The sequence below is a fragment of the Rhodobium orientis genome, assembly GCF_003258835.1.
In the GTDB taxonomy this organism is placed as follows: domain Bacteria; phylum Pseudomonadota; class Alphaproteobacteria; order Rhizobiales; family Rhodobiaceae; genus Rhodobium; species Rhodobium orientis.
The window spans coordinates 1-18,733 of record NZ_NPEV01000031.1 but is presented as its reverse complement, the minus strand read 5'-3'; the positions used below and the strand labels follow the sequence as shown (position 1 = coordinate 18,733).

22 protein-coding genes are annotated in these 18,733 nt (G+C 64.3%); 21 read left to right on the top strand and 1 reads right to left on the bottom strand.

Going from position 1 to position 18,733, the window contains the following annotated elements; genetic code table 11:
• The first annotated feature begins 72 nt into the window (after positions 1 to 72).
• The 14 genes from CH339_RS25420 to CH339_RS14295 all read left to right on the top strand — a co-directional run bounded on the left by CH339_RS25420 (position 73) and on the right by CH339_RS14295 (position 11,315).
• Positions 73 to 408 (top strand): transcriptional regulator domain-containing protein, encoded by a 336-nt coding sequence (locus tag CH339_RS25420; protein ID WP_244669067.1) that lies wholly within the window; start codon positions 73 to 75, stop codon positions 406 to 408.
• A complete protein-coding gene (locus CH339_RS14355) occupies positions 356 to 832 on the top strand; it encodes a DUF2285 domain-containing protein (RefSeq protein WP_244669068.1) in 477 nt (158 codons plus the stop codon). Before CH339_RS25420 ends, CH339_RS14355 begins: the two co-directional genes overlap by 53 nt.
• A gap of 127 nt (positions 833 to 959) precedes the next feature.
• On the top strand, positions 960 to 1,232 hold the full coding sequence (locus CH339_RS14350) for a helix-turn-helix transcriptional regulator (protein WP_111435050.1): 273 nt from the start codon (positions 960 to 962) through the stop codon (positions 1,230 to 1,232).
• A gap of 8 nt (positions 1,233 to 1,240) precedes the next feature.
• Complete coding sequence (locus tag CH339_RS14345; protein ID WP_111435049.1) at positions 1,241 to 2,419, top strand: replication initiator protein A; 1,179 nt, start codon at positions 1,241 to 1,243, stop codon at positions 2,417 to 2,419.
• Entirely contained in the window at positions 2,416 to 3,054 is a 639-nt protein-coding gene (parA, locus tag CH339_RS14340) for a ParA family partition ATPase (protein WP_111435048.1), read from the top strand. The genes CH339_RS14345 and parA overlap by 4 nt, the downstream gene beginning before the upstream one ends.
• Entirely contained in the window at positions 3,051 to 3,302 is a 252-nt protein-coding gene (locus CH339_RS14335) for a ribbon-helix-helix protein (RefSeq protein WP_111435047.1), read from the top strand. The genes parA and CH339_RS14335 overlap by 4 nt, the downstream gene beginning before the upstream one ends.
• On the top strand, positions 3,299 to 3,820 hold the full coding sequence (locus CH339_RS14330; protein ID WP_111435046.1) for a DUF2840 domain-containing protein: 522 nt from the start codon (positions 3,299 to 3,301) through the stop codon (positions 3,818 to 3,820). Before CH339_RS14335 ends, CH339_RS14330 begins: the two co-directional genes overlap by 4 nt.
• A complete protein-coding gene (locus tag CH339_RS14325) occupies positions 3,817 to 4,362 on the top strand; it encodes a S26 family signal peptidase (RefSeq protein WP_111435045.1) in 546 nt (181 codons plus the stop codon). Before CH339_RS14330 ends, CH339_RS14325 begins: the two co-directional genes overlap by 4 nt.
• A gap of 48 nt (positions 4,363 to 4,410) precedes the next feature.
• On the top strand, positions 4,411 to 4,746 hold the full coding sequence (locus CH339_RS14320) for a DUF736 domain-containing protein (protein ID WP_111435044.1): 336 nt from the start codon (positions 4,411 to 4,413) through the stop codon (positions 4,744 to 4,746).
• Between the two features lie 3 nt (positions 4,747 to 4,749).
• Positions 4,750 to 5,517, top strand: coding sequence for a lytic transglycosylase domain-containing protein (locus tag CH339_RS14315; protein WP_111435043.1), 768 nt, complete (start codon positions 4,750 to 4,752; stop codon positions 5,515 to 5,517).
• Between the two features lie 243 nt (positions 5,518 to 5,760).
• Positions 5,761 to 7,500 (top strand): relaxase/mobilization nuclease domain-containing protein, encoded by a 1,740-nt coding sequence (locus CH339_RS14310; protein WP_111435042.1) that lies wholly within the window; start codon positions 5,761 to 5,763, stop codon positions 7,498 to 7,500.
• 164 nt (positions 7,501 to 7,664) lie between these two features.
• Complete coding sequence (locus tag CH339_RS14305) at positions 7,665 to 8,633, top strand: squalene cyclase (protein WP_111435041.1); 969 nt, start codon at positions 7,665 to 7,667, stop codon at positions 8,631 to 8,633.
• Between the two features lie 237 nt (positions 8,634 to 8,870).
• Positions 8,871 to 10,856: a conjugal transfer protein TraG gene (locus tag CH339_RS14300; protein ID WP_111435080.1), complete on the top strand. Its 1,986-nt coding sequence runs from the start codon at positions 8,871 to 8,873 to the stop codon at positions 10,854 to 10,856.
• Between the two features lie 3 nt (positions 10,857 to 10,859).
• Positions 10,860 to 11,315: a CopG family transcriptional regulator gene (locus CH339_RS14295; protein WP_111435040.1), complete on the top strand. Its 456-nt coding sequence runs from the start codon at positions 10,860 to 10,862 to the stop codon at positions 11,313 to 11,315.
• Here the strand turns inward: CH339_RS14295 and CH339_RS14290 are convergent, their stop codons facing one another.
• Positions 11,316 to 12,428, bottom strand: coding sequence for an endonuclease/exonuclease/phosphatase family protein (locus CH339_RS14290; protein WP_111435039.1), 1,113 nt, complete (start codon positions 12,426 to 12,428; stop codon positions 11,316 to 11,318).
• Between the two features lie 187 nt (positions 12,429 to 12,615).
• On the opposite strand from CH339_RS14290, the gene trbB reads away from it, so the two are divergent.
• The 7 genes from trbB to trbL all read left to right on the top strand — a co-directional run.
• The gene (gene trbB / locus CH339_RS14285; RefSeq protein WP_111435038.1) at positions 12,616 to 13,641 is read left to right on the top strand and encodes a P-type conjugative transfer ATPase TrbB; all 1,026 of its coding nucleotides are present in this window, start codon (positions 12,616 to 12,618) and stop codon (positions 13,639 to 13,641) included.
• Positions 13,622 to 13,954 carry a TrbC/VirB2 family type IV secretion system protein gene (locus tag CH339_RS14280; protein ID WP_111435037.1) on the top strand — a complete coding sequence of 111 codons (333 nt, stop codon included), beginning with the start codon at positions 13,622 to 13,624 and terminating at the stop codon, positions 13,952 to 13,954. Before trbB ends, CH339_RS14280 begins: the two co-directional genes overlap by 20 nt.
• The gene (locus CH339_RS14275) at positions 13,954 to 14,235 is read left to right on the top strand and encodes a VirB3 family type IV secretion system protein (protein WP_111435036.1); all 282 of its coding nucleotides are present in this window, start codon (positions 13,954 to 13,956) and stop codon (positions 14,233 to 14,235) included. The genes CH339_RS14280 and CH339_RS14275 overlap by 1 nt, the downstream gene beginning before the upstream one ends.
• Positions 14,236 to 14,251: 16 nt before the next feature.
• Entirely contained in the window at positions 14,252 to 16,717 is a 2,466-nt protein-coding gene (trbE, locus tag CH339_RS14270) for a conjugal transfer protein TrbE (protein WP_111435035.1), read from the top strand.
• Entirely contained in the window at positions 16,704 to 17,477 is a 774-nt protein-coding gene (gene trbJ, locus CH339_RS14265) for a P-type conjugative transfer protein TrbJ (RefSeq protein ID WP_111435034.1), read from the top strand. The genes trbE and trbJ overlap by 14 nt, the downstream gene beginning before the upstream one ends.
• 30 nt (positions 17,478 to 17,507) lie before the next feature.
• The gene (gene trbK-alt / locus CH339_RS14260; protein ID WP_111435033.1) at positions 17,508 to 17,795 is read left to right on the top strand and encodes a putative entry exclusion protein TrbK-alt; all 288 of its coding nucleotides are present in this window, start codon (positions 17,508 to 17,510) and stop codon (positions 17,793 to 17,795) included.
• A 3-nt stretch (positions 17,796 to 17,798) separates the two neighbouring features.
• Positions 17,799 to 18,733 (top strand): P-type conjugative transfer protein TrbL (gene trbL, locus CH339_RS14255; RefSeq protein WP_111435032.1); only part of this gene is annotated, 935 nt, incomplete at its 3' end.

Genomic DNA, 18,733 nt, shown 5'->3' with positions numbered 1-18,733 from the left:
TCCAAGTTTCAATTTTAACGCGATCTTCCAACGACCTGCGAACCACCGCGTAGAGTCGGGGAGGAAATCGGCATGGTGGCGGAAACGAACTGGCGCGACCCGACGGCCTATCGATATCTGAACGGTCTGAATCCTTCCGAACTTGCCTGGGAGTTTCTCAGGCGCAACCCCGAATACGAAAAGGAAGTCTCGGCTTCCGATCCGGCGGACGATCACGCCGCGACCGCGCTGACGGCGCACTGGGGGTTACGCTTTCCCGATAGAGCCGTCCTTGTCCGCGCAAAATGCCGACATCTTCTGGAGCCCTGCCGTCGACCCGAGCGTCCTGATCTTCGCCCCACAGCAGGGGCCGAACATGACAACCGTGAACTTCAAGGTCGTTCCGGCCGATGCCCGAACATCGGATGAAGGTCTCTATATTCACTTCGTGATCGATACCGAGCACTTCGCGGCAATCTGCATCGACGGCAGAGCACCCGACGGACCGGTCGCGGCAGTTACGCTCATCGACCAGTTCATTCAGGATCGAGTCGATGCGATTGTTCGGTTCCGCGATGCTGTCCTCTTTCATCGGAGGTCGCCTGACACACGATTGACGCCGCAACGCAGACAACGCCTTATCGAAAGCCTACGCGCGATCGACGGTCGACGTGCAGGGGCCACCTATCAGGAAATCGCCGAGGCCGTCTTCGGCGCCGCTCCAGTCAACGCCATCACCTGGAAGTCCGCTCCATTGCGCGACACCGTGATGCGTCGTACCGCCTCCGGCCTCGCTCTCGTGGCGGGCGGCTACCGCCGCCTTCTTCTCGGTCACCGACCCGATCAGGGCTAGCGACCGACGAGGGTGCGAATTTTCTTTAGAATCTTCGCACTCCCCCACGCCCTTTCTTCTCCGCCACCGTGACCCTGACGCCCCGCCGATATCCGGCGGCGCCAACAAGGATCACGGAGGCACGATCATGTCCGCAGCCACCGCCGGCATCCCGCCGCGCTATCTGAGAACGCCCGAGGCGGCCCGTTTTCTCAGCCTTTCCGCCCGAACCCTCGAAAAACACCGCACCTACGGGACCGGTCCTGCCTACCGCAAACTCGGTGGTCGTGTCGTCTATTCCGTCGACGACCTGCAGGCCTGGGCGGAACGCGGCGCCAAGCAATCCACCTCCGACCCCGGCGTCGGCACGGTCCGTCCGGCCAAACGTCATGACGATCCGTCGTCTGCCGAAAACCGCTGATTACTCCCATGACGGCGCGGCCTCGCAGATCGGAACGGGACCAGCTTGAGCTGTTCCGCGCTCTACCGCGCGACCTGGCGCCGCGCGATGCGCAGGACCTCATGGCCTATCCCTTCTTTTCTCTCTCCAAGTCCCACCGCGTCGAGCCGATCGACTTCCGAGCGGGCGAGATCGCCATCCGCGTGGAAGCCGTGCCCGAGCACGGCATGGCCACAATCTGGGATGCCGATATCCTCATCTGGGCGGCCAGCCAGATCGTCGAGGCGCGCGACAACGGCTTTCGCACGTCGCGCCTGATCGCCACTACGCCGTACGAAATCCTGACCTTCGTCGGACGCGGCACCAGTGCCCGCGACTATCGCCGGCTGAGAGCCGCGCTCGACCGGCTGCAATCGACGACGGTCGCGACCACCCTGCGGCAGCCACCGTCCAATCCACGAAATCGCAATGAACCTGCCTCCGATACACGCACAACCGGTCGGCGCATGCACCGCTTCTCCTGGATCAACGAATGGACCGAACGCGCAGACGCGTTTGGCAATCCGGATGGCATCGAACTCATCGTGCCCGACTGGTTCTACAAGGCGGTGTTGGACGAGGCGCTCGTCCTCACCATCGACCGCGCCTATTTCGGTCTGACCGGCGGGATCGAACGCTGGCTCTACCGCATCGTGCGCAAGCATGGCGGCAGGCAGAAGCGCGGCTGGCGGTTCGACTTCCGGCACCTTTACGTCAAATCCGGGAGTCTCTCCCCGTTCAAGCGCTTCGCCTTCGAACTGCGCGCGATCATCCAGCGCCAGCCGCTGCCCGGCTACACGCTGTTTCTCGAGATCGAAGCGGGCGGGCGCACACTGCTCGCTTTCGAGCCGGCGCCCTGTGGACAGGCTGTGGAAGCCGTCGTGCTATCAGGAACCCGGACTATCGTGCCATCGGGAACCGACCCATCGTGCTATCGGGAACCCAAACCTGATCTAACCTCTTCAGCACAAAGCGAAAACCGGCCCCTTAACTTAGAGTCTAACAATGAATCTAACTTTTGTAGGGGCGGGCATTCTGGGGAAAACCGCTCTCCGACGGGCCGAAAAGAGGAAGAGCGCGGACGCCAGACGGCATTCTCTGAACGCGATGACGACGCTGCGGCCGCGAGCAGTCCGCCTGCCCGACACGGTCCGGGAGGCGCCTCATGATCGCGGCCCTCCTCAATCAGAAGGGCGGTGTCGGCAAGACAACGCTCGCCTTGCACCTTGCCGGCGAATGGGCGCGAGGCGGAAGGACCGTCACCCTGATCGATGCCGACCCGCAGGGATCGGCACTCGACTGGTCCGAACGGCGCAGCCATGAGGGGCTGCCGCGGCGCTTCGGCGTCATCGGCCTCGCGCGCGACACGCTCCATCACGAAGCCCCGGAGCTCGCCCGCACTGCCGACCATGTCTTCATCGACGGTCCGCCGCGCGTCGCGGGGCTGATGCGCTCGGCGCTACTCGCCGCTGACATCATCCTCATCCCCGTTCAGCCGTCACCCTTCGATGGCTGGGCCTCGGCGGAGATCCTGCGCCTGATCGAGGAGGCGCGGATATTCCGTCCGCAGCTCGCCGTGCGCTTCGTCCTCAACCGTTGTCCGGCACGAACCATCATCGCGCGCGAGACCGGTAATGCGCTCGCCGACCAGGACCCGCCCGCGCTGCACGCGACGATCGGCCAGCGCGTCATCTTTGCGTCGGCCGCGCAGTCCGGCCGCCTCGTTTGTGAATGCGATGCAGACAGCATCGCCGCGCGGGAAGTGGCGGCGCTCGCGGCCGAGATCGGAAGGCTCGCACCATGAGCGACCGTCCAAACCGCCGCGCCTTCGCCACGAGACCAGGCGATCCCGAGCAGTGGATCAGGTCCGACGATGCCGCTCCCCGTGACGGCAAGCGGTCCGGGTTCACCGCCCGCCTGACCATCGACATCACGCCCGAGCTGCGCGGGCGCATCAAGATCGCCGCGTTCCAGCGCGGCGTCACCGTCGCCGACATGCTGCGCGAACTGCTCGAACGCGAATTCCCCAAGCACGAAGGAGACCCCTCATGACCGGCGCCACAGCCGCAGGTGTCGGCGCCGGCCCGATGCCGTCCGCCCACACTTCCGACGCACTCACGCATGTCGAACTGACCTGGATCGAGGGCAGGATCGAATATTGGATTCGCTTTGGCCGCGAGGCCGGTGAGCGAATCATCGACCGCCGCCGACGCGTCGTCTCCTTCCGGCCGGGCGCCGTCTTCGCCTTCGTGCGTTGGGCGGCGAACGACTACGGCACCGTCATCTCGCGCATCGACATCCTGCGCGCGGTCGCACCGGGCGCCGCATACCAGACGCTGCCATTCGTGCGCCCCGGCGGGGAAATCCTGCTCAAGATCGAAGGCTGGCCGAAGGTCGAAAAGGTGCTCCAGCACATCGATGCGGTGGAAGACGCCGACGTCGATCCCTGCGACGCCGCACCCGATCACTGGCGCCATGTGGCGCACCGGATGAGCGCCGGGCACGAACCCCGCCCCTACACGCCGGTGCGCCATCAGGCATGGCTCAAACGGCGGGAGATCGAGCGATGACCCGCTACGGCTACGTCATGCTGACCTACTTCACTGTCATGGGTGTTGCCGCGGCCGCGATCGTTCCGACATCGCTGAAGCTCGTCTGGAACGTGTCGGCCAGCGCACCGATCGGGCTCTACCGCATCGAACCCGCCGCGCATCTCGACGTCCCCGATCTGGTCGCCGTGATGCCGCCCGAGCCGCTCGAGGATTACATGGTCGAGCGCGGTTACATCGGCCGCGATGTACCGATCCTGAAGCGCGTTCTGGGCCTGCCGGGACAGCGCATATGCCGCACCGGTCGCATCATTACGGTCGATGGAATCGCCATGGGCGAGGCCCGCGACCGTGATCGCCTGGACCGCCCGCTGCCGGTCTGGAACGGCTGTCGCACCGTCGCCGAAGACGAGCTCTTCCTCATGAACTGGCAAGTCCCCGACAGCCTCGACGGGCGGTATTTCGGTCCGCTTTCGGCGACGACCGTCATCGGCCGGGCTGTCCCTCTCTACACCGACGAAGACGGCGATGACCGCTTCGTCTGGCGCGCGCCGACGCGGTGACGACGCACGCCTTCCCGCAATCTCACCGCATCCAAACAGGAGGTCATCATGCCCCAGATCGGTCAGTTCACCCGCACACCAGACGGCTATAGCGGACGAATGCGCTCGCTGTCCTTCGACTGCGCGCTCACCTTCGTCGCGGCCGAGAATGCCGACAGCGAGAACGCGCCGGCCTACCGCGTTCATCTCGGCGACGAGACCGGCCCCGAAGTCGGCGCTGGATGGAAACATACCGGCGACCGCGCCGGCACGTTCATCTCCGTCGTCCTCGATGACCCGGCATTCGCGCTTCCGATGCGTGCCCGGCTGTTCCAGTCGGACGAGGATGGACGTGACTGGGGGCTGCACTGGACCCGCCCGAAGAAGCACGACCAGCAGGACTGATCGATGTCGCTCATCGGTCCGTCAACAGCACTGCGGCGGTGCGGCCCCTACGGCCGCATTGCCCTCCTTCTCCTTTCCGGCTTGGTCATCGCCGTGCTCGATACCAGCGGCGCATCCGCACAGCCGACGCCCGCTGGACGACACGAAGTCCGCGATCCCATTGCCGCGCATATTGCCGAGGCGGCGCAGCGGTTCGGTATTCCCGAACGCTGGATTGTCGCCGTCATGCGTGCCGAAAGCGCAGGCAATACGCGCGCGGTCTCGAGCGCAGGAGCACAGGGACTGATGCAGGTCATGCCGGCGACCTGGGACCATCTGCGCGCCCGCTATCGGCTCGGCTCGGACCCCTTCGATCCGCGCGACAACATCTTGGCCGGCGCGGCCTATCTGCGCGAGATGTACGACCGCTACGGCACGATCCCGGCGATGCTCGCGGCATACAATGCGGGGCCAGATCGCTATGACGAGCACCTCGCTACCGGGCGGCCATTGCCCACCGAAACGCGCGCCTATGTCGATCTGCTTGCACCGGCACTGGGCGCAACGGCACCGTCGCCCGGCACTCCGGCTGTGCCATCACCGCCACCCGACTGGCGCGAGGCACCGCTATTCGTCCCGCGCTCGGTTGACCACCGGACGGTCGCGGATAGCGCCACAGACAAGCACTCGGACGGCACCTCCGCTTCCGTGTCGGTGCAGCCCGATGCCGGGGATCAGTCACATCCCAAAACCATCTCCATTGCGCAGGATGATACGGGGGGTGAGCGATGACGCGTTGCAGTTCTCATCGCATGATCTCGGGCTCTGGCGTGTCATGGGGGGCGCGAGGGGGAGCGGCAGGAACCACAACCGACCGATGGCAGGATAAAAGGGCGCACATTGCGCGCCGGTCGGTCGGTTGTTTTTGTGGAGTTTTCTTGCACGTTCCGCACATTGTTCTGCTCTGCAGCAATGTGCGCCGCGCACTCAACTTCCGGGATTTCCTGCCTTTTTCGCACATTGCGGGACAACGCGATGGCCGATGACCGCGAGTTCCGCATCCGCCCCGGCCGCATCCGCTCGACGCGCGCCCAGGCGGCGCGGCCTTTCATCGCGCAGGCGCTGGCGGCTGCGAAAAAGGCCGGCGGCGGCGTGTCACGCTCCGGCCGCGTCACCTCCGGCAACCGCTCGCGCTTCGGGCACGGCCAGCGGGCCAGTATCCAGGCCAATCGTCTCATCACCGCACGCTCGCGCGGCGCCGTCATCAAGGCGCGTGTGGTTCGTTCTTCGGGGCGCGCCGCGCCGCTCGGCACCCATCTCGACTATCTGCGCCGCGACGGCGTCACCCGCGACGGGGAGAAGGCGCGGCTGTTCGGGCCGGGAGAGGAGGAGGCCGATGGCCGGGCCTTTGCCGAGCGTTGCGAGGACGACCGGCACCATTTCCGCTTCATCATCTCGCCAGACGACGCGCTGGAGATGTCAGATCTGCGATCCTTCACCAGCGACCTTGTTGACCAGATGGAAAAGGATCTCGGCACCGAACTCGACTGGGTGGCCGTCGATCACTGGAACACCGAACACCCGCATGTCCATCTGATCGTGCGCGGCGTCCGCGACGACGGCGAGGATCTCGTCATCTCGCGCGACTATATCAAGGAAGGGATGCGCGACCGGGCGCGCGATCTCATCACCCACGAGCTTGGCCTTCGAACCGATCTCGATATCCGCCGAACCTTGGAAAACCAGATCGAGACCGAGCGCTGGACACAACTCGACCGTCAGCTTGTGCGCGACGGCCGGTGCACCGGAATCATCGACCTCGCCCCACAGCCGGGCGAGCAGCCCGATGAATTCCATGCGCTGAAGATCGGACGGCTGCGCAAGCTGGAAACACTTGGCCTCGCCGAGCAGGTCGGCCCCGGTCAATGGACGATAGGCGAAAGAGCCGAGGCAACGCTGCGCGAACTCGGCGAGCGCGGCGACATCATCAAGCGCATGCACCGTGCCCTGACCGAACGCGGCATCGAACGCGGGTCGGCGGACTATGTGCTGGCGGCCGAAAGCCTTGATGCGCCGATCGTCGGCCGCCTGGTCGAGCGTGGGCTCGATGACGAGCTCAAGGGCACGGCCTATGCCGTGGTCGACAGCGTCGATGGACGCAGCCATCATATCAAGCTCGCCGATCTCAATGCCGCCGGTGACAGTGCGCCGGGCTCGATCGTCGAACTGCGCACCTATGACGACTCCCGCGGCCAACGCCGCGTCGCGCTCGCGGTCCGCTCCGATCTCGACATCGAACGGCAGGTAACCGCGTCCGGCGCGACCTGGCTCGACCGGCAGAACATCGCGCGCCAGCCCGCTGCGCTCTCCGAAGGCGGCTTCGGCGCGGAAGTACGCGGCGCGCTCGACAGGCGGGCCGATCATCTGATCGGGGAAGGCTTTGCCGAGCGGCAGGGCAAACGGATCGTCTTCAACCGCAATCTCATCGACACGCTGCGTCGTCGCGAGGTGGACGAAGTCGGCGAGAAACTGGCGGCGAAGACCGGGCATCCGTTCCAGCGCGTCGGCAGCGGCGAACATGTCGCCGGCGCCTATCGCCAGCGCCTGACGCTCGCCTCGGGGCGCTTCGCGATGATCGACGACGGCCTCGGCTTCCAGCTCGTCCCCTGGACGCCTTCGATGGAGAAGCATCTTGGCCGCCACATCTCGGGTGTCGCGCGTGGCGATGGTGGTGTCGACTGGAGCTTCGGACGCAAGCGAGGTCTGGGGCGGTGAACACAAGTCACTCAATTGTTCTATCGGGTTGTGAACAGCAAGACGGAGCCGAGCCCAGCCGAGGCGTTGGTTTAGTAGCGGCGACGTCATAGAGTCGATTTGAAATGCAATCGCAACGAGCCCCGCACCCCTGTCGGGTTATCGTGCTGAGGCGGAAGAATTGAATGGCTACAACAGACCAGACACTGTCTTGGCTTCTCGGGCGAGATCCATCCATCGCCTGGCAGGTCATGCGGGACATGCTTGAAGCGCCCGGAGAAGATTGGCAGCCAGTTCGCGCAAAGGTCGAGACCGAGGGCTGGGGAGCACAACTGCTTTCTCATCAGGATGATGATGGTCAGTGGGCAGGTGGGTCTTTCGTACCGAAAGGCTTTGATTGGGACACCTTCAGGACACATGGGCAACCCTGGACCGCGACCTGCTTTTGCATCACGCAACTCAGGGAATTCGGCCTCGACCCGGCTTCGGAACGTGCGCGCCGAACAGTTGTGCTGGTCGGACAAAACTCCAGATGGGACGAAGGCGGCCAGGCCTTTTGGGATGGTGAAGTTGAAGAGTGCATCAACGGCCGGACAGTTACCGATGGTGCTTACTTCGGTGCGGATATCACCGGCATCGTCAAACGGTTGGTCAGCGAGGTGCAGCAGGATGGAGGTTGGAATTGCGAACGTTGCAATGGCTCGGCCCGATCTTCATTTGCGAGCACGATCAATGTTCTGGAGGGACTGCTCGAGTACGAGATAAAAACAGGGGGTACGACCGAATCGCGAGACGCGAGGTTGTCTGGCGAAGAGTATCTTCTGGAACGCCACCTTTTCCGTCGCCTCTCCACCGGTGAGCCCGCTGACGAGAGGTTCCTGGACCTTCTCTACCCGCATCGCTGGCGCTACGATATCTTGCGGGCACTCGATTATTTTCGTTGGAGCGCCGTTCATACAGGCATGCCACCAGACCAACGCCTTTGTGAGGCAATCGATCGACTGCGAGCGAAGCAGGCAGACGATGGGACGTGGCATCTCGATTGGCAAACCCCGGGTAGCGTCTGGTTTCACATGGATAGCGGCCCAGGCAAACCGTCCTCGTGGATCACATTGAAGGCCCTCCGGGTGTTGAAGTGGTGGGACGAAAGGTAGAAGCGCAGCCTTTCGAATAACCACTGATCTATCTGCGTCGACAACTGTCTTTACGGGGATAGGATTCCCGCTCGCTACATCATCCAGCATCTCACTTCGCGAGATTGGATAGGTTTCTCTGCGCCCGAGTCCGCCGTTTTCTATCCGTCAACTACCGTTTCTACGCCCGTGCAGACGGCGCCCTTGCCTGCAGTGCTCGCGCCCCTCAGCCTACCCGTATTTGAGCGGACTATGGCCATGTCAGGTACAAAAATCCTATGGGGACCAATCCTCATCGTCTTCATCATCGTCCTCTCCACCACCTGGGCGGCGACGCAGTGGACCGCCTGGCGTCTCGGCTTTCAGCCGCAGCTTGGCGCTCCCTGGTTCGAAATATCAGGTTGGCCGATCTACTATCCGCCGGCCTTCTTCTGGTGGTGGTATTTCTACGACGCCTATGCGCCGCCGATCTTCATCGAGGGCGCCATCATCGCAGCGTCCGGCGGCTTCATCGCAATCGCGGTTGCAATCCTCATGTCGGTCTGGCGCGCCCGCGAAGCGCAGAGTGTCGATACCTACGGATCAGCGCGCTGGGCGAAACTCGATGAAATCAAGGCCGCTGGCCTGCTCGGACCCGACGGTGTCGTCCTCGGCAAGCTCAAGGATGACTATCTGCGCCATGAAGGCCCGGAGCATGTTCTGTGCTTCGCGCCGACCCGCTCGGGTAAGGGCGTCGGTCTGGTCATCCCGTCACTGCTGACCTGGCCGGGCTCGGCCATCGTTCATGACATCAAGGGCGAGAACTGGCAGCTCACGGCAGGCTTTCGCGCCCGGCACGGCCGCGTGCTCCTGTTTGATCCGACCAATCCGAACTCGTCAGCCTATAATCCGCTGCTCGAGGTTCGACGTGGCGAGTGGGAAGTGCGCGACGTGCAGAACATCGCCGACATCCTCGTCGATCCCGAGGGCTCGCTGGAAAAGCGCAATCACTGGGAGAAGACCAGCCACGCACTTCTGGTCGGCGCCATCCTCCATGTTCTCTATGCCGAGGAAGACAAAACGCTCGCCGGCGTCGCCGCCTTCCTGTCCGATCCGAAGCGCCCTATCGAATCCACACTCGCGGCCATGATGAAGACCAAACACCTGGGCGAGGCCGGCCCGCATCCGGTCATCGCCAGCGCTGCCCGAGAGCTGCTCAACAAGTCGGATAACGAGCGCTCCGGCGTCCTTTCCACCGCCATGTCGTTTCTCGGGCTCTACCGCGATCCCGTTGTCGCCAAGGTGACCCGACGCTGCGACTGGCGCATCACCGACATGGTCGGCGGCAAGCGCCCGGCGACGCTCTACCTCGTCGTGCCGCCCTCCGACATCAATCGGACCAAGCCGCTCATCCGCCTCATCCTCAATCAGATCGGCCGACGGTTGACCGAAGACCTGCAGGCCAGGACCGCGCGGCACAAATTGCTGTTGATGCTGGACGAGTTTCCAGCACTCGGCCGCCTCGATTTCTTCGAGAGCGCGCTCGCCTTCATGGCTGGCTACGGGCTGAAGAGTTTCCTGATAGCGCAGTCGCTGAACCAGATCGAGAAGGCCTACGGGCCGAACAACTCGGTCCTCGACAATTGTCACGTCCGGGTGAGCTTCGCGACCAATGACGAACGCACCGCCAAGCGCGTGTCTGATGCCCTCGGCACAGCGACCGAGATGCGTGCGATGAAGAACTACGCCGGGCATCGGCTCTCGCCCTGGCTCGGACATCTGATGGTGTCGCGGCAGGAAACCGCAAGGCCGTTGCTGACGCCCGGTGAGGTCATGCAGCTTCCGCCCGCGGACGAGATCGTAATGGTCGCCGGCATCTCGCCCATTCGCGCGAAGAAGGTTCGCTATTACGAGGATCCGCGCTTCAAGGACCGCATTCTGCCACCGCCGCCGAAGCCAGAACCCCCGGATGTCGAAAATGACGAATGGAGCGCGCTGCCATTGCCGCCGAAGCCGACGCTTCACGCCGACAATTCTGGCAGCGCTGGCGACGAAGAGGACACCACGGATTCCGAATGGCGGCGCCAGCCAGAACTTAGCCGTGTCCAGCCCATTAAAAAGAAGGAGCCAATCGAAAACGAGTTCGAGATCGCCCCCCTCGACGACGATCAGGAAGAAGCCGCCCGCAACAGCCGAATGACCCGCACGATGCAACGCGTGGCGCGGCAGGTCTCGCTCGACCCCAAGGACGGAATGGAACTCTAGCCGATGCCCACTCGGAAGAAGAAGACGCAGATCTCCGTCTATCTCGACCCCGACATCATGACGATGCTGGCGGACTATGCGGCACGCCGCGAGCAATCGCAGTCGATGATCGCGGAGGCGGCGATCGCGTCCTTCCTGTCGCCCGACGATGCCGAACGGCGCGAGGCCGTCATTGCCAAGCGGCTGGATCAGATCGATCGCCGCATGACCCGTCTGGAGCGAGATCTCGGCATCTCTGTCGAAACACTGGCCGTCTTCGTTCGGTTCTGGCTCAACACGACGCCGGCCCTGCCTGAACCGGCTGTCCAGGCAGCGCGTGCCAAGGCCGCAGAACGCTACGAGACATTCATCACCACGCTTGGCCGGCGTCTCGCCAAAGGGCCGAAGCTTCGGCAGGAGATACCGGAAGATATGCCGGCCCACGAAACTCCGTCATCCTCCGGCAAGTCGAGCATGTAGTCAGATATTGAGGTCCGCCCATAAAGCGGCGTGATCGGAACCCGCGTCTCTCGGCCGTTCCAGTTCCGAATAGGTGTCCCATCGCTTTGGTCTTAACCCTGGCCACATGCCTTTGCGAAACACGCCACCCCTCTCGACCTTTGCCAAGAGCGCAGGCGAGAGCAGCATGTAATCGATCTTGTTCGAAGCATTACACAAACCGTATGTCCCGGCGTAACCGCCATCGTCAAACGCGTCATGTTTGAAGATGTCGGTTAGCGACGTCCCCATTAAGAGGGGACTCAGGGGATCGCTGTCGGGCGTGTCATTGAAGTCACCTACAACAGCGACATATTCGATGCCTTGATCGATCAAGCCGGTGTAAATCTGGGCAACCCGCTCAGCCTGCAGTCGGCGGCGCGCATCCGAAGCAGCTTTCCCACCATAACCCTTGCTCTTGAGATGATTGACCATCACGATCAGTTGGGCTCCGGCAGGCGTCGTCACCTCGAACTCCGGACAGTCGCGTGAGAAGATTGTTTGACCATCCGGAGTATGGTCGTCGACATGGCTGCGCATCGACCCGATCGGAAAGCCCTCTCGACACATCAACCCGACGTCGATTCCCCGTTCGTCGTTGCCGTCGATGACCATCACATGTCGAAACGGCATGCCGTCCACAGCAGGAAGAATCTCTCGGTTGAATGCAGAAAGTACCGGTCGACTCTCGGCTTCCACCACGCCCAACACGTCAGCCTCCAGATCGCTCATGACCCGAGCAGTGTTGCGCATAGCGTGCTCATTGATCGGCTCGTCTCTCAATTCCAGCGTCCCGACCCAGTCGGCGCGACCATCAGCGACAATCTCGACACCGCCTGTTCGGGGCCGCTTCAGCAGCCCGCCTCTATTTCGACGCAGAATTACAAACGGACCCGTGTCGGATTTCTCCATTCCAAGCTCAACGATCAGCTTGGTCATCTTCTTCTTATCCGCCGCGCTGTAACCTATTTGACCGAGCAAGCCGTTCAATGCGGCAAACCTCTCAAGAACCGGGCGGCCTTCTGCCCAAGTGTCCAGGTTCATCGCCTTCGCACGGTCGAAAAGGTTCTCCACATTGTAGACGGCGAGTCGCATTTCATCCCCGTTCGACAAACAGAATAGAAGTTACAAAGTGTAGCAGCATCCGGCGCCGCCGTGCCCCTGTCTTTGCACGCTACACTACGACGCCGCTATTTCCTTGTTGAATCAGCCCTAAATCAGGCTCTTTTAATCATCCCCGCATGGGGACCGCCTGTTTGTCCCCGTTGGAATCGGGGATCGTATGGCAGCCTCACATCACATTTCGGAAGGGATTGCGCGCGGCGCGCGTATGCTGCGCACCGCGCTGGGTCCGGCCATCGCGACTTTCCTGGAAGATCCGGGAGTCGTCGAGGTGATGCTGAACCCGGACGGGCGGCTCTGGATCGATCGCCTCTCCGAGGGACTGTCCGATACGGGCGAGCGCCTGGCACCGGAAGACGGCGAACGCATCATCCGCCTGGTCGCTCACCATGTCGGCGCCGAGGTCCATGCGGCGAGCCCGCGTGTCTCGGCGGAACTGCCCGGAACGGGGGAGCGGTTCGAGGGGCTTCTCCCTCCTGTCGTGGCTGCGCCGGCTTTCGCGATCCGCAAGCCGGCCATCGCGGTGTTCTCCCTCGACGACTACGTCGCCGCCGGCATCATGACGGCCGAGCAGGCTTCTGCCATGCGGGCCGGGGTCGCGGCGCGCGCAAACATCCTCGTCGCTGGCGGCACTTCGACCGGCAAGACCACGCTCACCAATGCGCTCCTGGCCGAAGTGGCGAAGACCGCCGACCGCGTCGTCATCATCGAGGATACGCGCGAACTGCAATGCGCCGCGCCTAACCTTGTCGCCATGCGAACGAAGGACGGCGTTGCCTCGCTCTCCGATCTCGTCCGCTCGTCCCTGCGCCTGCGGCCCGACCGCATCCCCATCGGGGAGGTTCGCGGCAGCGAGGCGCTCGATCTCCTCAAAGCCTGGGGCACGGGCCATCCCGGCGGCGTCGGCACGATCCATGCGGGATCGGCACTCGGTGCGCTCCGCCGTCTCGAGCAACTCATCCAGGAAGCTGTCGTCACCGTCCCGCGCGCATTGATCGCGGAGACCATCGATCTCGTGGCCGTGCTGTCGGGACGCGGCTCCGCGCGCCGGCTCGCAGAGCTCGCCCGCGTCGAGGGCCTCGCTGACGACGGCGACTATCGCGTCGTCGGAGCGATCAAGGCTTCGGACACACCACTTCCCACAGCAACCACGAAGGAAAGCTCCCATGAACCAGACCCTGCGTAACACCCGTCAGAGGCTGGCGACCGCCGCGTCGGTCGTAGTCATTGCCATGATGACGGCGCCCGCCGCGCACGCCTCCGGCTCCTCCATGCCCTGGGAGGCGCCGCTCCAGTCGATCCTCGAATCCATCGAGGGTCCGGTCGCCAAGATCATCGCTGTCATCATCATTATTATCACTGGCCTGACGCTCGCATTCGGCGACACGTCCGGCGGGTTCCGGCGCCTGATCCAGATCGTCTTCGGCCTGTCGATCGCCTTCGCGGCCAGTTCCTTCTTCCTGTCTTTCTTCTCCTTCGGCGGCGGGGCGCTGATCTGATGGCGACCACCTCCGACCACGGCGGGGAACTGCTCGGCTTTTCGGTGCCCGTTCACCGGGCGCTGACCGAACCGATCCTGCTGGGCGGTGCGCCACGCGCGATCGCCATCATGAACGGCACGCTCGCCGGCGCGGTCGGCCTCGGCCTGCGGCTCTGGCTCGTGGGCATCGCGATCTGGGCGATCGGACACATCGCGGCGGTCTGGGCCGCCAAGCGCGACCCGCTCTTCGTCGAGGTCGGCCGCCGCCATCTGCGCGTTCCCGCGCACCTCTCAGTCTGAACGGGGGCGCGCGCCGATGATGAACCTCGCCGAATACCGCAACCGCAATACCCGGCTCGCCGACTACCTGCCGTGGGTGGCCCTGGTCGGTCAGGGTATCGTCCTCAACAAGGACGGCAGCTTTCAGCGCACGGCGCGCTTCCGGGGTCCAGACCTTGATTCCGCGGTTCCTGCGGAGCTCATCGCTGTTGCCGGCAGGCTCAACAACGCCTTCCGTCGTCTCGGCTCGGGCTGGGCAATCTTCGTCGAGGCGCAGCGCCATCCTTCCAACCTCTATCCTGACAGCCGCTTTCCCGATGCGGCCTCCGCGCTGGTCGATGCCGAACGCAAGGCGAGCTTCGAGGAAGCAGGCGCGCATTTCGAGTCGAGCTACTTCCTCACCTTCACCTATCTGCCGCCGGCCGAGGACGCCGCCCGCGCCGAGAGCTGGCTCTATGAAGGCCGCGAGACCAAGGGCGTCGATCCGCACGAGGTCCTGACCGGTTTTGCTGACCGCACCGACCGCGTGCTCCGCCTGGTCGACGCCTTCATGCCCGAATGCCGCTGGCTCGATGATCCCGAGACGCTGACCTACCTCCATGGTTGCGTCTCCACCAAGCGTCACCGTGTCCGCGTCCCCGAGACGCCGATGTATCTCGACGCGCTGCTCGCCGACCAGCCGCTTGCCGGCGGGCTGGAGCCACGGCTTGGCGACGAGCATCTGCGCGTGCTCACGATCACCGGATTCCCGACGGCGACCACGCCCGGTCTGCTCGATGAGCTCAACCGGCTCGCCTTTCCCTATCGCTGGTCGACCCGCGCGATCCTGATGGACAAGACCGATGCGACCAAGCTGCTGACGCGCATCCGCCGGCAATGGTTCGCCAAGCGCAAGTCGATCGCGGCGATCCTCAAGGAGGTGATGACCAACGAGGCCTCGGCCCTGGTCGACACCGACGCCTCGAACAAGGCGGCCGATGCCGATCTCGCGCTGCAGGAGCTCGGCGCTGACTATGCCGGCGTTGCCTATGTCACCGCGACGGTGACGGTGTGGGACGCCGACCCGCGCGTTGCCGACGAGAAACTGCGTCTGGTCGAGAAGGTCATCCAGGGCCGCGACTTCACCGCGATGCCCGAGACCATCAACGCCGTCGATGCGTGGCTCGGATCGCTGCCCGGACATGTCTACGCCAATGTCCGGCAGCCGCCGATCTCCACGCTCAATCTCGCCCACATGATCCCCCTGAGTGCCGTGTGGGCGGGGCCGGAACGGGACGAGCACCTTGCAGCGCCCCCACTGCTGTTCGGCAAGACCGAGGGCTCGACCCCGTTCCGGTTTTCCCTTCATGTCGGCGATGTCGGACACACGCTCGTCGTCGGCCCGACCGGCGCGGGCAAGTCCGTGTTGCTCGCGTTGATGGCGCTGCAGTTCCGCCGCTATGCCGTTTCCCAGGTCTTTGCCTTCGACTTCGGAGGCTCGATCCGCGCCGCCGCGCTCGCCATGGGCGGCGACTGGCATGATTTGGGTGGCGGCCTCACCGAAGGCGAAGACCAGAGCGTCTCGCTGCAGCCGCTCTCACGTCTCGAACAGACGGCTGAGCGGGCCTGGGCCGCAGACTGGGTCGTGGCGATCCTGATGCGCGAAGGTGTCGAGATCACGCCCGAGGTGAAGGAGCATCTCTGGACAGCGCTCACCTCGCTCGCATCCGCGCCTGCTGGGGAACGTACGATCACCGGCCTGGCCGTGCTGCTCCAGTCCAATGACCTCAAACAGGCGCTCAGGCCCTATTGCGTCGGCGGCGCCTACGGGCGGTTGCTCGATGCCGAGTCCGAGCATCTCGGTGAAGCGACCGTGCAGGCCTTCGAGACCGAGGGTCTGATCGGCACCGGCGCGGCGCCCGCGGTCCTGGCCTATCTCTTTCACCGCATCGAGGACCGGCTCGACGGCTCGCCGACCCTCATCATCATAGACGAGGGCTGGCTGGCACTCGACGACGAGGGCTTCGCCGGCCAGCTTCGCGAGTGGCTAAAGACGCTCCGGAAGAAGAACGCCTCCGTAGTCTTTGCCACGCAAAGCCTCAGCGACATCGACGGCTCGGCCATTGCGCCGACCATCATAGAGAGTTGCCAGACGCGGCTGCTGCTTCCGAACGAGCGCGCGATCGAACCGCAGATCACGGCGATCTACCGACGTTTCGGTCTCAACGATCGCCAGATCGAGATCCTCGCGCGGGCCACGCCCAAGCGCGACTATTACTGCCAGTCGCGGCGCGGCAACCGGCTCTTCGAACTCGGCTTAAGCGAAGTGGCGCTGGCGCTCTGCGCCACTTCCGCCAAGACCGATCAGACCGCGATCGCCCGCATTCTAACCGAACATCACCGCTCGGACTTCCTCGCCGCCTGGCTGCGCGAGCGCGGCGCTGACTGGGCGGCCGACCTCATTCCCGACCTCAGCAATCTCATCCCCCAAGCCCAGAAGGAGACTGACCATGAAGACACGTAAATCCCGCTCGCGTGCGGCCCGCTTTGCCGCTGCGCTTATCGCCGCGCCGGTCGCGGCGCTGCCGATGGTGCTGGCGCCGCCGGCCCATGCCCAGTGGACCGTATTCGATCCCACCAACTACGCGCAGAACGTCCTGCAGGCGGCACGCGCCCTCGAGCAGATCAACAACCAGATCACCTCGCTTCAGAACGAAGCCCAGATGCTCATCAACCAGGCGCGTAACCTGACAAGCCTGCCTTACTCCTCGCTGCAGCAATTACAGCATGCGGTCGGCCGCACACAGTCCCTGCTTCAGCAGGCGCAGAACATCGCCTTCGACGTCCAGCAGATCGACCAGGCTTTCCAGCAGAAATACGCCAATATCGACATGAGCGCCTCCGAGCAGCAACTCGTCGCCGATGCCCTCTCCCGCTGGGAAAACACCGTCGGCGGCTTGCAGGACGCCATGCGCGTCCAGGCCGGCGTGGTGGGCAATATCGAGACCAACCGTGCTCAGATGGAAGCGCTGGTCGACCGGAGCCAGGGCGCGACCGGCGCCCTGCAGGCGACGCAGGCCGGCAACCAGCTTCTCGCATTGCAGGCGCAACAGCTCTCCGATCTGACGGCCGTCATCGCCGCCAACGGCCGGGCGCAGGCGCTGACCGACGCCGGGCGCGCGGCCGCGGCCGAACAGGGGCGTGTGCAGCGCGAGCGCTTCCTGACGCCCGGCAGCGGCTATCAACCCGGCAACGCGCAGATGTTCAACAACGGCAACAACTGACGCGGACGGCCGGCCGGAAAGGAGGAAGCGATGGAGGGCAAGACGCTGGCGCGGATCGGAGCGATCGTCTTCGTCGCCTTCGCCATGACGGCGACGGTCATCGAGTTGACGCGCGAAGAGGAGCCCTCGCGAGCGGCTCCCGCGCCAGCGTTCGCGCCCTCCGTCGATCCGCTGCGCGCGGAACAGCGGCGATGCCAGCGGCTCGGCGAGGCGGCGGTGCGCGATGCAGCGTGTCTCGAAGTCTGGGCCGAGACCCGCGACCGTTTTCTCGGCCGCACGCCCTCCGATCCCGTCCGGCGCGATAACGAGAGCGAATGATCCATGGACGATACCGGCGTCATTGACGAATTCCTCGGGGTCTTCACCAGCTATATCGACAGCGGTTTCGGCCTGCTCGGCGGCGAGGTCGCCTTCATCGCCACCACATTGATCGTGATCGATGTGACGCTCGCCGCGCTGTTCTGGTCCTGGGGCGCCGACGACGACATCATCGCGCGCCTCGTCAAGAAGACCCTCTTCGTCGGCGTCTTTGCCTACATCATCGGCAACTGGAACAATCTCGCCCGCATCGTCTTCGAGAGCTTCGCCGGCCTCGGCCTGATGGCGTCGGGCACCGGCTTCACAGCCGCCGACTTGATGCGGCCCGGCCGTGTCGCGCAGACCGGTCTTGATGCGGCCCGGCCACTGCTCGAATCCATTTCCGACCTGATGGGCTGGGTCGCCTTCTTCGAGAACTTCATCCAGATCGCCTGCCTGCTCTTCGCCTGGGCGCTGGTCCTGCTCGCCTTCTTCATCCTCTCCATCCAGCTCTTCATCACCCTGATCGAGTTCAAGCTGACGACACTCGCCGGCTTCGTCCTCATTCCCTTCGGCCTCTTCGGCAAGACCGCCTTCATGGCCGAGCGGGTGCTCGGCAATGTCATTTCGTCCGGCATCAAGGTGCTGGTGCTGGCCGTCATCATCGGCATCGGCTCGACGCTGTTTTCGCAATTCACCGCCGGCTTCGGCGGCGTTACCCCCACAATCGACGAGGCCATGGCCGTGGTGCTCGCGGCACTGTCACTGCTCGGCCTCGGAATTTTCGGGCCGGGCATCGCCAACGGCATTGTCTCGGGTGGCCCGCAGCTTGGAGCGGGTGCAGCCGTCGGCACAGGCCTTGCCGTGGGCGGCGCTGCCCTGGCTGGCGCGGGTGCTGCGGGTCTCGCCGCCAGAGGCGGCAGCATGGCGCTCTCCGGAACGGCGGCCGCAGCGCGTGG

Coding starts and splice junctions, on each gene's coding strand:
- CH339_RS25420 (WP_244669067.1), top strand. CDS start 73: ATGGTGGCGGAAACGAACTGGCGCGACCCGACGGCCTATCGATATCTG.
- CH339_RS14355 (WP_244669068.1), top strand. CDS start 356: ATGACAACCGTGAACTTCAAGGTCGTTCCGGCCGATGCCCGAACATCG.
- CH339_RS14350 (WP_111435050.1), top strand. CDS start 960: ATGTCCGCAGCCACCGCCGGCATCCCGCCGCGCTATCTGAGAACGCCC.
- CH339_RS14345 (WP_111435049.1), top strand. CDS start 1,241: ATGACGGCGCGGCCTCGCAGATCGGAACGGGACCAGCTTGAGCTGTTC.
- parA (WP_111435048.1), top strand. CDS start 2,416: ATGATCGCGGCCCTCCTCAATCAGAAGGGCGGTGTCGGCAAGACAACG.
- CH339_RS14335 (WP_111435047.1), top strand. CDS start 3,051: ATGAGCGACCGTCCAAACCGCCGCGCCTTCGCCACGAGACCAGGCGAT.
- CH339_RS14330 (WP_111435046.1), top strand. CDS start 3,299: ATGACCGGCGCCACAGCCGCAGGTGTCGGCGCCGGCCCGATGCCGTCC.
- CH339_RS14325 (WP_111435045.1), top strand. CDS start 3,817: ATGACCCGCTACGGCTACGTCATGCTGACCTACTTCACTGTCATGGGT.
- CH339_RS14320 (WP_111435044.1), top strand. CDS start 4,411: ATGCCCCAGATCGGTCAGTTCACCCGCACACCAGACGGCTATAGCGGA.
- CH339_RS14315 (WP_111435043.1), top strand. CDS start 4,750: ATGTCGCTCATCGGTCCGTCAACAGCACTGCGGCGGTGCGGCCCCTAC.
- CH339_RS14310 (WP_111435042.1), top strand. CDS start 5,761: ATGGCCGATGACCGCGAGTTCCGCATCCGCCCCGGCCGCATCCGCTCG.
- CH339_RS14305 (WP_111435041.1), top strand. CDS start 7,665: ATGGCTACAACAGACCAGACACTGTCTTGGCTTCTCGGGCGAGATCCA.
- CH339_RS14300 (WP_111435080.1), top strand. CDS start 8,871: ATGTCAGGTACAAAAATCCTATGGGGACCAATCCTCATCGTCTTCATC.
- CH339_RS14295 (WP_111435040.1), top strand. CDS start 10,860: ATGCCCACTCGGAAGAAGAAGACGCAGATCTCCGTCTATCTCGACCCC.
- CH339_RS14290 (WP_111435039.1), bottom strand. CDS start 12,428: ATGCGACTCGCCGTCTACAATGTGGAGAACCTTTTCGACCGTGCGAAG.
- trbB (WP_111435038.1), top strand. CDS start 12,616: ATGGCAGCCTCACATCACATTTCGGAAGGGATTGCGCGCGGCGCGCGT.
- CH339_RS14280 (WP_111435037.1), top strand. CDS start 13,622: ATGAACCAGACCCTGCGTAACACCCGTCAGAGGCTGGCGACCGCCGCG.
- CH339_RS14275 (WP_111435036.1), top strand. CDS start 13,954: ATGGCGACCACCTCCGACCACGGCGGGGAACTGCTCGGCTTTTCGGTG.
- trbE (WP_111435035.1), top strand. CDS start 14,252: ATGATGAACCTCGCCGAATACCGCAACCGCAATACCCGGCTCGCCGAC.
- trbJ (WP_111435034.1), top strand. CDS start 16,704: ATGAAGACACGTAAATCCCGCTCGCGTGCGGCCCGCTTTGCCGCTGCG.
- trbK-alt (WP_111435033.1), top strand. CDS start 17,508: ATGGAGGGCAAGACGCTGGCGCGGATCGGAGCGATCGTCTTCGTCGCC.